Origin of the sequence: Rhizobium sullae (assembly GCF_025200715.1) — a bacterium.
Classification (GTDB): domain Bacteria; phylum Pseudomonadota; class Alphaproteobacteria; order Rhizobiales; family Rhizobiaceae; genus Rhizobium; species Rhizobium sullae.
Map to the genome: position 1 here is coordinate 2,126,497 of NZ_CP104144.1, position 12,563 is coordinate 2,139,059.

The 12,563-nt window shown below is 57.5% G+C and carries 13 protein-coding genes and 3 pseudogenes; 9 read left to right on the forward strand and 7 right to left on the reverse strand.

The genetic code is table 11. From position 1 onward, the window contains the following. Nucleotide 1: 1 nt before the first annotated feature. A pseudogene (locus N2599_RS30910) lies at nucleotides 2-151 on the forward strand (integrase); the annotation flags it as partial. Nucleotides 152-173: 22 nt separating this feature from the next. On the opposite strand, the gene N2599_RS30915 reads toward N2599_RS30910, so the two are convergent. Together N2599_RS30915 and N2599_RS30920 are read right to left on the reverse strand one after the other, a co-directional pair. Then, the gene (locus tag N2599_RS30915; RefSeq protein WP_027512591.1) at nucleotides 174-500 is read right to left on the reverse strand and encodes a helix-turn-helix domain-containing protein; all 327 of its coding nucleotides are present in this window, start codon (nucleotides 498-500) and stop codon (nucleotides 174-176) included. After that, a complete protein-coding gene (locus tag N2599_RS30920) occupies nucleotides 493-858 on the reverse strand; it encodes a type II toxin-antitoxin system RelE/ParE family toxin (RefSeq protein ID WP_027512590.1) in 366 nt (121 codons plus the stop codon). The genes N2599_RS30915 and N2599_RS30920 overlap by 8 nt, the downstream gene beginning before the upstream one ends. Nucleotides 859-1,173: 315 nt before the next feature. On the opposite strand from N2599_RS30920, the gene N2599_RS30925 reads away from it, so the two are divergent. The 3 genes and pseudogenes from N2599_RS30925 to N2599_RS30935 all read left to right on the forward strand — a co-directional run. Next, nucleotides 1,174-1,446, forward strand: coding sequence for an AbrB/MazE/SpoVT family DNA-binding domain-containing protein (locus N2599_RS30925; protein ID WP_027512589.1), 273 nt, complete (start codon nucleotides 1,174-1,176; stop codon nucleotides 1,444-1,446). Beyond that, nucleotides 1,443-1,847: a type II toxin-antitoxin system VapC family toxin gene (locus N2599_RS30930; RefSeq protein ID WP_027512588.1), complete on the forward strand. Its 405-nt coding sequence runs from the start codon at nucleotides 1,443-1,445 to the stop codon at nucleotides 1,845-1,847. The genes N2599_RS30925 and N2599_RS30930 overlap by 4 nt, the downstream gene beginning before the upstream one ends. A gap of 289 nt (nucleotides 1,848-2,136) precedes the next feature. After that, nucleotides 2,137-2,511 (forward strand): annotated as a pseudogene (locus N2599_RS30935) (recombinase family protein); the annotation flags it as partial. Between the two features lie 10 nt (nucleotides 2,512-2,521). On the opposite strand, the gene N2599_RS30940 reads toward N2599_RS30935, so the two are convergent. Further along, nucleotides 2,522-4,639, reverse strand: a complete 2,118-nt coding sequence (locus tag N2599_RS30940; protein WP_027512586.1) for a carboxy terminal-processing peptidase — start codon at nucleotides 4,637-4,639, stop codon at nucleotides 2,522-2,524. A 417-nt stretch (nucleotides 4,640-5,056) separates the two neighbouring features. Here N2599_RS30940 and xth point away from each other — a divergent pair, with 417 nt between their 5' ends. From xth to N2599_RS30955, 4 genes are all read left to right on the forward strand, one after another. After that, complete coding sequence (gene xth, locus N2599_RS30945; RefSeq protein WP_027512584.1) at nucleotides 5,057-5,851, forward strand: exodeoxyribonuclease III; 795 nt, start codon at nucleotides 5,057-5,059, stop codon at nucleotides 5,849-5,851. A 74-nt stretch (nucleotides 5,852-5,925) separates the two neighbouring features. Continuing rightward, a complete protein-coding gene (locus tag N2599_RS37705) occupies nucleotides 5,926-6,348 on the forward strand; it encodes a hypothetical protein (protein WP_245209294.1) in 423 nt (140 codons plus the stop codon). Nucleotides 6,349-6,365: 17 nt separating this feature from the next. Continuing rightward, nucleotides 6,366-6,551, forward strand: coding sequence for a type II toxin-antitoxin system RelE/ParE family toxin (locus N2599_RS37710; RefSeq protein WP_244914976.1), 186 nt, complete (start codon nucleotides 6,366-6,368; stop codon nucleotides 6,549-6,551). Beyond that, nucleotides 6,548-6,874, forward strand: a complete 327-nt coding sequence (locus N2599_RS30955) for a helix-turn-helix domain-containing protein (protein ID WP_027512583.1) — start codon at nucleotides 6,548-6,550, stop codon at nucleotides 6,872-6,874. The genes N2599_RS37710 and N2599_RS30955 overlap by 4 nt, the downstream gene beginning before the upstream one ends. 653 nt (nucleotides 6,875-7,527) lie before the next feature. Here the strand turns inward: N2599_RS30955 and N2599_RS30960 are convergent. The 3 genes from N2599_RS30960 to N2599_RS30970 all read right to left on the reverse strand — a co-directional run bounded on the left by N2599_RS30960 (nucleotide 7,528) and on the right by N2599_RS30970 (nucleotide 11,689). Continuing rightward, entirely contained in the window at nucleotides 7,528-9,312 is a 1,785-nt protein-coding gene (locus N2599_RS30960) for an ABC transporter ATP-binding protein (RefSeq protein ID WP_027512582.1), read from the reverse strand. A gap of 109 nt (nucleotides 9,313-9,421) precedes the next feature. Continuing rightward, nucleotides 9,422-10,525, reverse strand: a complete 1,104-nt coding sequence (locus tag N2599_RS30965) for a glycosyltransferase family 2 protein (RefSeq protein WP_027512581.1) — start codon at nucleotides 10,523-10,525, stop codon at nucleotides 9,422-9,424. A gap of 3 nt (nucleotides 10,526-10,528) precedes the next feature. Then, nucleotides 10,529-11,689, reverse strand: coding sequence for an acyltransferase family protein (locus tag N2599_RS30970; protein WP_027512580.1), 1,161 nt, complete (start codon nucleotides 11,687-11,689; stop codon nucleotides 10,529-10,531). Nucleotides 11,690-11,936: 247 nt separating this feature from the next. On the opposite strand from N2599_RS30970, the pseudogene N2599_RS37970 reads away from it, so the two are divergent. Further along, nucleotides 11,937-12,047, forward strand: a pseudogene (locus tag N2599_RS37970) (exodeoxyribonuclease III); the annotation flags it as partial. 79 nt (nucleotides 12,048-12,126) lie between these two features. On the opposite strand, the gene N2599_RS30975 reads toward N2599_RS37970, so the two are convergent. Continuing rightward, entirely contained in the window at nucleotides 12,127-12,531 is a 405-nt protein-coding gene (locus tag N2599_RS30975) for a GNAT family N-acetyltransferase (RefSeq protein ID WP_084606598.1), read from the reverse strand. Between the last annotated feature and the right edge of the window lie 32 nt (nucleotides 12,532-12,563).

The following is a 12,563-nucleotide window of genomic DNA, read 5'->3' on the forward strand; positions in this document are numbered from 1 at the left end:
CTCACGGCGCGCCGGCCTGGCTTCGTCATCCGAAGTCGATGAGCGCTATATCCAGAGGCAACTCGGCCATGCCTCCGCTGAAATGACCCGCCGCTATCACCGCCACCGCGACCGTTTCCGCGTCAACTTGACGAAAGCGGCAGGACTGTAGCTCCCCTCCCCTGCCACGGCGTTCAGAGCTTTGAACCGCGTCGGGAACGCTCTGCAATGCTGGAAAGATCGACTTTCTTGCCCGCGACATCCGCGACGATCTTCAACGTGCCGCCGAGGGATTCGACATAGTCGCGAAGCGTCGACAGCTTCATGTCGGCGCGCTTCTCCAGTCTTGAGACGTTGGTCTGCTTGAAACCGGTCCCGGCAGACACGTCTTCCTGCGTTCGTCCAGCAAGTGCCCGCAATTCACGCAGACTGTGTGCTGCGAAAAGCTCGTCGGCACGCTTTGCAACGGCGCGCTGTTCATCATCAGGAAGCGTCTGTATCAGCTTATCGAGATCATCCATGTTTCTTCTCCAACTCGCTCAAATGCTCGTCGTATCGTTTGTCCGCCAGATCGATCAGCCGTTTATAGGAGAGTTTCTGGCTCACACCGCTCTTCGCACCACCGCAGAGAACCACAGCCTTTCGCTCCGGATCAAAGGCAAAGGCGAACCGCCATTGCACCTTCAACACCTTGACGCGCAGTTCCTTCATGTTCGCGTGTTTGGATCCTTCGAGTGTGTCGACCTCAGGTCGTCCCAATCGAAAGCCCTTCTCGCGAAGTAGCACCAAATGCGCGAGCAATTCGACCCGAACATCGGCTGGAAGGTCTGTGATCTCGCCTTTGAAGCGGTCATGAAACTCGACCTTCCATTCCGTCATTTCATATCCTGAATGATATAGATACTTTGGGATATATAGTCCACGTCCTCATGCCAAGCAATAGGTGGCACTTCCTACAGAAACGCCCACAAACGATCGTTTATCCGCATCTTCTGCGTTTGGAAATCCGGTGTGAGCCGACCACCGTTAGTGCGCAAGGCCTTCTTATCGGTACCGAGTTTTAAAGCCGCTAGGATTAGGGGGTGGGCCGAGCGACCTCCTGCGCCCGACCTTGCGCCGCGATGAACGAGCAGTCGGACTTGAATCGGCGCAACACGGCATATACATTGTGGCATATACAACGGAGGCTGCCATATGCCTATTTCATTGCCGTCATCAAGACCGAAAGAAGTGAAGCTGTTCCGCAACAACCGTAGTCAGGCGGTGCGCATCCCTGCGGAATTTGAGTTGCCAGGGGATCGCGTGATGATCCACCGCGAGGGGGATAAGCTCATCATCGAGCCTGTAACCGGGCCGTCCAATTTCGCGGAGCTTATTGCCGAGTGGAAGAAGGAGCCTCCGCTCGGGCCTGAAGACCAGTTCCCGGATATTGAGGATATGCCTGCAAAGCCGGAGAACATTTTTTGAACGGGTACTTGCTTGATACGAAGATCATCAGCGACATAATACGCAATCCCTTCGGACCGGCGGCTCGCCGCATCGAAGAGATCGATCCCAAAGAGATTTGCACCAGCATCATCGTCGCAGCGGAGTTGCGATACGGTTGCGCAAAAAAGGGATCAGCCAAGCTACTGGCCAAGGTCGAAAGCGTGCTCGAAACGCTTCCCATACTGCCCATGGATATCCCCGCCGACATCAAATACGGCGCCATCCGTGCGGAGTTGGAAGCAGCGGGGCAGACGCTTGGCCTCAACGATCTATTGATCGCCGCGCATGCCTGTGCGCTAGACCTGACACTTGTGACGGACAATACACGCGAGTTCCAGCGCATTCGCGGCCTCACCCTCGAAAACTGGATTGTGAGATAGCGGGGTGCATCATGGGACCAGTAGCAAATTCCGAAACGCTCGCATCCATTTCCCCGGCCAGCGCAGGGAAGCTCAAAGGGCATGCACTGATGAGTGCTGAGGGTGATATGTCGCCATTTTTCCTTTTCATCGACACGTTTTCCGGAAATGTTGATCGGATCGTCATATCGTGTCTGCTGTGATTCTCAGGCGAGACCGACATGAAACAGGCGAAAGGCCAACTTATAGGCTACGCACGCGCTTCGACGGAGGAGCAAGCGACTGAGGCCCAGGAGATTGAGCTCCGCTCGGCCGGCTGCCTGGCAACCCGGAGATCCGGGAAAAACGCCCAGATGCGTTGGCCAAAATGACTGCCGCGCAGAAAGCCGCCTACAGCGATCGCATCGCTTCCGCGAGCCAATGGCTTCCCACCGTCCGGCGCATGAGGCCGGACCACACATGGGACGACATCGCTCACGTGCTCAAGCAGCGGGGCCTCGACTGGACGCCGGAACGCCTTCGCCGCGCCGTGAAGTGGATGGTCGCGGAGCGCATCGCCGATCCCGTCTTGCTTCGTAAATCCCCTCCCCGTCTGCCCGAGGATCGATTGATGACGTTGGTCGCCGGCATCCGTTCGTCTAACCCCGACCTGACGATTGCGAAGCTTCCCATACCGCTGCCCCGGTCGGTGTGACTTATTTTCCGTTCGCGTTTCCCCATTGCTTTGTGGCTGCCTCTCCGACGTGTTCCTGCAAATCCGTCTCGTCTGCAAGAATGGCGGCGGCCTCGTCCAGCAGGACGTCTTTTGCCTTCTTGCGGGCATTCTCGATGGCAATAGCAGCGCTCAGGCTGCGCTCATCTGCCTCCAGACCATCGTCTCCACCAGGATCCTCGCCATCGCTTGCCTGCGCTCGAGCCTTGAACCGATTCTTTCGAGCAGTCGCTTCTTTGCGACGTTCCGTTTCATTCAGGGAAACAACCCCCTTCTCGCGCTGCGCCTTGAGGTCGGCAATGTCTTGCAGCAGACGTTGGAAGTCCGGATCACCCTTGACCCGCGCATCATGGCGGCTTTGCAATGTCGGCAGCAAAGTCTTGACGGTGTCGTCGGGAGCGTAGTTCGCGGGCTTGATCTGCGCCCACGGCAGCGCATTGTCATAACTGGTCTCGCCGAAGCTCGTCGGATCGGAAAGTCCCGGCAAGCTGATATCAGGCTTCACGCCGCGCAGCTGCGTAGTCCCGCCATTGACCCGGAAAAACTGGGCAATCGTTACTTTCAGCTCCCCGAATTCGGGTTTGCTGTTGCGAACGATCCGGTCAAGATCAATGACGGTTTGAACAGTGCCCTTCCCGAAACTGGGTTCGCCGACGATCACGCCTCGACCGTAGTCTTGGATGGCCGCGGCAAAAATCTCCGAAGCCGACGCCGAGCCGCGATTGATCAGGACACCCATCGGACCTGTCCAGACAGGCGCTGCAAACTCCGCGCTTTTGACTTCGATCTTGCCGTTGCTGCTGCGTTGCTGAACAACCGGGTCATTGCCGATGAAGAGACCAGTCAAATCAATCGCCTCGTCCAATGAACCGCCGCCATTGTTGCGCAGGTCAATGAGAACACTGTCGACCTTTTCCTGCTTCAGTTCGTCGAGAAGTTTGGCGACGTCGCGGCTTGCGCTTTTGTAATCCTTGTCTCCTTTGCGCTTGGCTTCAAAATCCTCATAGAATACCGGCAAAGTAATGATCCCGATTTTGCGCGCGGCGTCGCCCGCCTTCACGGACAGCACAGCCTTCCTGGCAGCCTGCTTATCGAGACTGATTTTATCGCGCACCAGGCTGATAATGCGATGCGTGCCATCTGCTCCAGCATCTGCCGGCAGGATGTCCAACCGCACGACGGAGCCTTTTTTCCCGCGTATCATCTGCACGACTTCATCAAGGCGCGTGCCCACCACTTCTTTTATCGCCCCATCCTTGCCTTGACCAACGCCGGTAATGCGGTCTCCGACCGAGAGGCTGCCGGACAGCTGCGCCGGCCCGCCAGGCACGAGCTCACGGATCGTCGTGTAGTCGTCGCGCTCCTGCAGCACAGCACCGATACCAAACAGCGAAAGCTTCATCGAGACATTGAAGTCGGCTGAAGCGGCCGCGCCGAAATAGTCCGTGTGCGGATCAATCGACGTTGAATAGGCGTCCATGAACGACTGGAAAACGTCGTCGCTTTTAAACTTGTAAGCGCGCTCGAGTCTGTTTTCATAACGTTTATCGAGCGTTTCGCGAATAGCCGCGTCGGTTTTGCCGCCCAGCTTCAGCCGCAACCAGTCGCTTTTGACGCGCTTGCGCCAGAGCTCATTGCTTTCGGCTTCCGACTGTGGCCAAGGCTCTTTGTCGCGCAGCACGGAATAGTTTTCCTGTGCGCGGAAGTCGAAGTCCTGTTTAAGCAAGTCGCGCGCGTAGTTCATGCGATCAACAACGCGCTGTTCATAGGCGTTGAAGATGGCAAATGGGATCTTCAAGTCCTTCCGTTCTATCGCATTGTCAATCTCGCTGCGGTCAGACATGAACCCGTCGATGTCCGCTTGCAGGAAGAGCATGCGGTCGGGATCAAGTGACTTGATGAACCGATCCATGACCCTGGCCGACAAGGTGTCGTCGAGTGGAATGGGCCTGTAGCTATACCGCGTAAGAAATTGCGCACTTAACTGGGCGGCTTGCGCCTGTCGCGTCAGCGGCTTCAAAACAGGCGGTGGTGCGACTTCAGCATATGCGGACTGTACGATTGCAAGAAATGCACCGAGAAAAACGTAGGGTATGCGCATTCAGCGTTGATCCAATTCTTTATGCCTGTTGTCGACGTATGATCTAGGCGAGGCAATTATGGTTTTTTGGTAACCAGGTGGCGAACGGCATCGTCTGCAAAGCCGCGGAAAAAGTATCCGGCATGATCAAGCAGAAGAAAATGAAGCGTATCGTTATCTTCGAAACGGCCGCAATCTGTCGGCGCCGGGAAATCGTCCGGGCCGGCGGCAGGCGTCCACATGAACGTCAAGCCGTTCGCGGAGTTCATCGCGGAGCGCACTTCTTGGTCGATGAGCAAGGCAGTCTCAAATCATCCAATTGTCCGCTCTGCGCCGAGGGATCCGTCGGGAGCCATCAATTGCCTTCCTGCCCAAGGAACTTTGCCTTTCAGCTTCCATTTCCTTTCTGGTTGAGATTTGGAAATGCGGTTCGGTCCGGTGAAGATCGCCACCTACAACGTCAATGGTATCAATGGTCGCCTTGACATCCTCCTTCGATGGCTGAAGGAGGACAAGCCCGACGTCGTCTGCCTTCAAGAGCTGAAGACCGAAGACACAAGGTTTCCGCGGAGAGAAATCGAACGGGCCGGCTACGGCGCCGTCTGGCATGGGCAAAGGAGCTGGAATGGCGTCGCGATCCTCTCGAACGGCTCGATGCCGGTCCTGACGCGTCGCGGCTTGCCCGGCGATCCCGACGATAGCCATAGCCGCTACATCGAAGCGGCGATCAACGGCATTTTGATCGGGTCCTTGTATCTTCCGAATGGAAACCCTGCGCCTGGTCCGAAGTTCGACTACAAGCTTCGGTGGTTCCAACGTCTCCATGAGTACGCGGCCGAGCTGCTTGAACTTGAGGTCCCTACCCTCCTCGTCGGCGACTTCAACGTCATGCCGACGGAGATCGATGTTTACAAGCCGGAACGCTGGCTCGACGACGCGCTCTTTCGGCCGGAAGTTCGGAAGGCCTATGCTGATCTCGTGGCGCAGGGATGGACGGATGCCGTGCGCCATCTTCATCCTGGCGAACGCATTTACACCTTCTGGAAATACTGGCGGAGTTCCTTCGAGCGCGACGCCGGGCTGCGGCTCGACCACTTCCTGCTCAGCCCCGTCGTCGCTCCATGGCTCAAGTCGGCGAACGTCCGGAGGGCGCCCAGGAGCTGGGCGCATACGAGCGACCACGCTCCCGTTGTGATCGAACTCGATGTTCCCAAGCCCCGGGACGACGGCTGAAGGAATTTGAAAGCGTCATGATAAAACGACGACCATCGGCGATATCTGCTTCAAGCATGCCTCTGAGCGCTTCAGTGCTCCTTGCGGATCGGCGCGGCTTGCAGGTTTCGTGTATCCCAAATGTCTGGGTCGAGGTGAATGAGATCAGCATCTTTGACCCGAATCGCCTGCGCGCCTCTTTAGGTGCGGTGGTCAGAATCGATACGCGGCTGAGAATTCGTTCGGATCATCAACCTCGGTCACGCTGCATGACTTCCGGAAAGCAGAACCAGTTGTCACCCTTCCCAGTACGGATGGCGGCCGCAGCGCGATTTTCATTGACGTGTGTTGATAAATATATCAACATGGACTATATGCCAGACAACGTCCGTAGAGTATCGTGGATCAAAGCCGCCCGGAAAGACTTTGAGGATTTTCCGCCCGGCGCACAGATCGAAATGGCGCGGGCGTTGAATGTGGTTGCCGCGGGCCCCATCCCGATATCGCAAAGCCGCTGACGGGCCTCGGATCGGGCGTGCTCGAGCTGGCATTGAAGCACCGGGGCGACGCTTTCCGCGTCGTCTACGTGTTGCAGATCGATACGGACATATGGGTTGTCCACGCGTTTCAGAAAAAATCGAAGTCGGGCATTGCGACGCCAAAAGCCGAAATCGATCTGATCCGCGAACGACTAAAACGACTGAAGGAGGCTTTACGATGAGCGATGATTTGGAACTGGTCCGGGGCAGCGATAACATCTTCCGCGACTTCAATATGCCGAACCCGGAGCTGGAGCATCTTCGGGCGACTCTGGCGGCGCAGATTATCAAGACGCTCGACAAGCGGAAGCTGTCGGTGCGTGAAGCCGGAACGCTGACCGGAATCAACTACACCGAATTCTCCCGCATCCGCCGCGTCAAGCTGGACGGCTTCACGGTCGATCGCATGTGGAAGATGCTCGACCTTCTCGGCCAGACGGTGGAAGTGAAGGTCAAAGTCCATCCGGCCGCAAAGCCGCCGCGGGCTGTGCACGCCCATGCGTAAGATCCGCAGCCGCTGAAGGGCTGCTCCGGCAAACGAGCCTTTGACCGTTCCTGTCCTGAACTGCTGGATCTGCGGTGCGCCCGCAACCACGGGCGAGCACAAAACCAAGCGTTCCGACCTGCAGGCCGTGTTCGGCCGTCCGTCGCAGGCTGCGCCGCTGTTCGTCCACGACTACAAAACGAAGAACCGGCGCGTGGGCAGTCTCAAGTCGGATTACCTGAAGTCTTTCGCGCGGCTGTGCGAACCCTGCAACAGCGCGCGCACGCAGCCGCACGACATGGCGTGGGAAAAAATGTCGGCGGCGCTGCGGTCACGGATGCCGCCGATTGCGCCCGGCGCAATCGTGCGGGACAACCGGATTTTCGCGCAGGATACCAAGCGGCAGATGCTCAACGTTCATCTGTACTTTGTGAAACTGTGCGGCGGCTCTTTCAAAGGGCAACGTCCCGATAGACACCGGGACGTTGGGCCAGGCCATTCAGCAGGGCAGGGCGCATCCGCGCATTTGCCATCTAAACGCGCCGCGCGCATATCTTGCGGTGTACAACCAGATTATGCCAAAAGAATTCCGGAGGCTCCACCACCTTCTCGGTTCCTAGATTGGCACAATCCCCGATGCCCGCAACTTCCGGCGGGCCGAAACATGCCCTCGGTTAGGAAGCAGGCGTTGCGTGTTCGTAGAGCTGGTCCATGCTTAACGTCGCGATTTCGGCAAACGGGGTCTGATGCCTGACGCGGCCGCCGTCAAGGATCACGATGTCGTCGCAAAATGAAATCGTGCTGCGGTGATGGCTGATGACGATCGTCGCACGACGACCGGCTCTGGATTTCAAGGTCTCCACGATCGCTGCTTCGGACAATCCGTCCATGGCATTCGTGGCCTCGTCCAGGATGAGGATTTCCGGATCGCGCACCAGTGCCCTTGCCAGCGCAATCCGCTGCCGTTGGCCAGCCGAAAGACTGGCCCCCCTATAGCCGACGATCGTCTCATATCCGTCAGGAAGCTTCTCGACGAACTCGTGCGCCTCAGCAAGCTTTGCTGCGCTCTCCGCTTCGGCCAAAGAGGCATTGTGACCATAGGTGATATTCTCAAGGATAGTACCGTCAATCAGCTCAAGGTCCTGGCTGGCGAGCGCAATTTTCCGTCGCCATTGGACTGGGTCGATTTGATTAAGAGAGGTGCCGTCGATCAGAACCTGCCCTTCATCGGGCTCTACAAATCGGCACAGAAGATTGACGATCGTGGTTTTTCCGGCGCCAGAGCGTCCGACAATGGCCGTCGAACGACCTTGGCGAATTTCGAAAGTCGCAGCGCGCAGCACCACGTCTCGCGAGCCAGAACCCGGATATTTGAAGGTCACGCGATCAAATTTGATCTGCTGGAGAGGGGCATGAAGCTGGCCGCCGCCTGCTGGCGGCGCTGGCTTATCGGATGAGTCCAGAAGCCATCTGACCTCCTCCAGAGAGCCGCTCCAGCTTTGCACCTGGCTCCACGCCATTTGCAGTGAACGTACATGTGGCTGCAGCCGATAGAGCAGCACCACGAAAGCAACAATAATCGGGAAACTCACGCCCCAAAGCCAGGCGCTGACGACGACGGCTAAAAAAAGGCCCGAATGCAGCGCCTCCGTCAGCGGCGGCAGTACGGCCTGGCGGGACTGTAGAACGAAACCTGATTTTCGTACGGCATCTGAAGCAACATCAAAGACTGCTCTCTCGCGCTGCTCCTGTCCGAATGCACGGATGAGCCGTCCGGCGTGTACAAGATGAAGCATCCTGGCGGCGAGCTCGCTGTTGAACGACGTGACACTGCGGCTCGGGGCTTTCAGGCTGGCTGACAAGATCGCGTGAAGGGCTTGGATCAGAACAAGACCCAGCGCAACGCACAGGGTCATCTGCCATGAAAGAAGCAGGAGAAAGGCGAGCAGAATGACAATGGCCGAGGCGTAGACGATCGAAGCGAGCATGGTCTGGATTGCATCCGAAGCGCGCCAGGATTCGTTGGAAATGATATTGAGCAGCCGCCCAGGACTTTCCTTGAGGAAAAACGGGTATCCGATTGTCAGAAGCTGACCGGCAAGAGAGCTGCGGAGCGCGTGGCCCGCTTTGCCGTAGATGAAACCGGCAAGCACGGCGTTGGCAAACGCTAGCACATTCTTTAGAGTAATCAGTCCAAGGATGGCGGCAGCAATTGCAATCAGTCTTGTGCGGTCGTCCAAACCGGCACCCACTTGCTGGAAGACCGCTGAGAGCCCGGCCATCCCCGAAGGATCCTTTTCGCCGGCAATGATGCCGAGCATCGGAATGATAAGACCAATGCCCGTGCCTTCAAGGACAGCGCTGCCTAGCCCAAGAACGACGACAACCGCAACGAGGCCGATCTTGTTGCCCAGCGCCTGGCGCAATAGCCGAAAACTCGACGCAATGAATTCTAGCATGGCGGTTGTGACCTCGGCAGACGAGTTCTACAGTCGAGCAGGGTTACCTCTGACAGCGCCTGCCCTAAGAAGATGACAAGAGGCGCAGACCTGGCAGCAACGCCGTCCACTATGTGAGCCCCTGAAGCGGCGGGACCGTTTTGACAGGCACCGATCGGCAGTAACGCGCCAGCGTGTCCACCCGCCGGGTGGCCCCGTCCGAAAAGCGACATAGCCACGGGGCATGAACGGCAGAGCGAAGTCCATATCGCTCGCGCCGCCGAATGACCTGCCACTTTCCGGTTCGCGTGAGAAACTCATGGGTTAGGTCGGGACGCTGCTCATCGGCAATGAGCTGATAAAGGAAATAGAAGAAAGACAAGGCTCCCTCCGCATAGCTGGTGGCTGCCGGTGCAGCCTGCTTGGCGATGTTTCTCTCCACCGTGAGGATGCAATTTGCAGCACGGCGTACCGTGTCTAGTGTGACGGCTGCACCGATGTCATGAAGAGCCTCCGGGTCATCGTTGAGAGATAGCCGTTCGAGGTTCTCGGCAACGATCTTCAGATGGGTCCGGCGCATTTGCGGCTTATGTCTGTTTGTGATGCTGTCGCCGTGAATACGATAGGCGACCAGGCTTTCATCGATCATGGCCGCCGGAAACTCTCGTGCGATGCGCCTGAAGAGATCGAAATCTTCCGCGTGCACATAGCTGGCGTCATAGACCAGCATGTCCTCAGGAATGAGCTTTCGGTTAAACATCACCGTCGAGTGCAAGAAGATTGTGAAGAACAGCGACAAGATGTGCCAATCCCCGGACTGATAGACCGGATTTGGCTTACCGCGTACGACGCGATTGCCGAGAAGCTGATCGATGCCCGTGCCACTCATCGCGAGCTGGGGCTGCTGCGCAAACAGCGCCACCTGGCGTGAAAAACGAGACGGATAGGAAACATCATCTGCGTCCATCCTGGCGATGAGATCACCCTCCGCCAAGGAAATGCCCTCATTCAAAGTCGCCACAAGCCCGCGGTTCTCCCGCGAAACGATACGGACGCGCTGGTCGACGTCGCGATACCGTTGAAGAATAGTCAGCGATCGATCGGTCGACCCGTCGTCAAGCGCGATGACTTCAAGGCGCCGGTAGTCCTGGCGCAGAATGCTCTCTAGCGCGGCCGCCACATAGGGTTCGGCGTTGTAGACAGGCAGCACAACGGAGATCAATGGAACAGACATCGTTCAGCTCGCACGTTCGTCGGAAATGCGGCGATAGGCCGAAGTATCATATTCCCGTCCGCCAGCCTCACTTGGCTTCATAGACGAAGGAAGGCTGGCCACGCGTCCGGCGCGGACGTAAGGGAAGTAGCGTTTAAACTGGTTGAGCGGTTTTTCAAAAGCCAGCCACGAAATCGAAGCGACCAGCAAGGTGGCCGTCGTTCCAATCATGAATCGCCAAGGACCCTGTTCAGAAACATTGACCGGGATAAAAGGCTGGGCCTTGACGATCAGCGATAGGACGATTGGATGGAAAAGGTAAACGCCGTAGCTTACCCGCCCCACGGCAACAACCGGCGGCAGCTCCAGCAGGCGGCCGAAGGCGCCTCGCAAGCCTGCCGAACAGCATCCAACGAGCATGACGAGCGGGACGAGCGGAGAAACCTCGCTGCCAATCCACGTCAGCCATTCGAGCGCCGGCGTCATCGAGATTGATCTCAGCCAGAGCAAAATGACGGCGGCAGCAGTCAGCGGAGCCCAGCTTAGCCGTATCCATTGTGGCCAAGCCTCGGTGCTGCTTCGATAAACTGCGAGGAGCGCGCCTGCGACAAGCGCATCCATCGACGCGGGAGGAAGAAGGTCACGCGCAAGCGATGGTATGCCTGTCAGTGGCCAGTAGAAACGATACCCGAGTGAGAATGTGATGACGGCGATGCAAATCGGTGCAATCAACCGGCGTGGTGCGAACAGGATGACCAGCGGCCAGACGATGTAGAACTGTTCCTCGATGCTCAGGCTCCAAGTGTGGCACAACACCCATGGCGTCCATTCGTCGCGAAGGGCATACCAGAAATTCGAGAGATAGAGCGCGTGCCATTTGAGGCTGCCTCGAGCGCCCTCGAGATTGACGAGCCAAACGAAGCCCAGGATCGCGAAGTAGGGGGGAAATATCCGAAGCGCGCGGCGAATGTAGAACGACTTCAGCGTATTGCCTGGCTCATATTGGGTTGCCGATCGGGATTCCAGGAGGAGCCGCGTTATCAAAAAGCCGCTGAGCACGAAGAACAGGCGAACGCCGAGATGGCCCAAAACTGAGCCTTCGCCTGCCCAAAAATGGTCGTACAGCACCATTGAAACGGCAAAGGTCCTCAGACCATCCAGTTGCCGTTCGCGTGCATAAGACATGGATCCCCCTCAGTCCCGTAGGCCTCTTGTCGCCGGACTCCCCGGGCGGCACCCGCTCAGCCTGCTGCTGCTTACTCCGGTCCCGGATGGGGCGGATCGATGTATCAAAGCGCTTTCTAAAAATTCCGGGGAATCGGGCCAAACTGTGACGCTGACGCTTTTTTCGGACTTTAGTCCGATACGGTTGCACAGTATCGACCGCGACTTCGACTGAGTTCTGTCCCGCGCGTTTCGGGCGAATCAGCCGGTGACGATTGCCACCTGCAACGCCAATGGTCTCAACGGTCGCCTTGGCATCCTCCTTCGATGGCTGACGGAGGACAGCCGCGCCTTGAGGCTAATTCCAGAGCTGTTGACCGGTCATTGAAGCAAGGCCGCCGCAGGTCCTTCCTGTGAAAAGGAAGCACGAACGAACTCCGCGTACCGTAGATGATGTCTTACCGGCCTGCACCGCTTTTCAGCGACATGACAAGCGTCAGAGGATTGGCAGGGGATGGGATAAAGCCATAGTGTTCGTAGAAGGCCTTGGCCTCTTCGAAGATCGCGTGGAGCAGAAAGCCGCGAATACCCATGATATGGGCCGCCTGTCCGGTCCGCAGCACAGCGCCTTGCAACAGCGCGGCTCCGAGTCCTTTTCCCCACCAATTGCGATCGATAGCCAAGCGGCCAAGCACCGCCAAGTCACCGACGACCCGGGCACCCGGCAACAAGCTCTTGCCGATTGCGATCGTCGACGAGTTTGTATCGTTCAACCCAACCAGCGACACAATGGCGTTGCCGCAGATGCCAAGTGCAAGCACAATAAGAAGTGAAGTCGGGCCCGTCTTAATGGAAATGTTCATTCTGCCCCCTGAAAATAAACTTTCGCTAAATT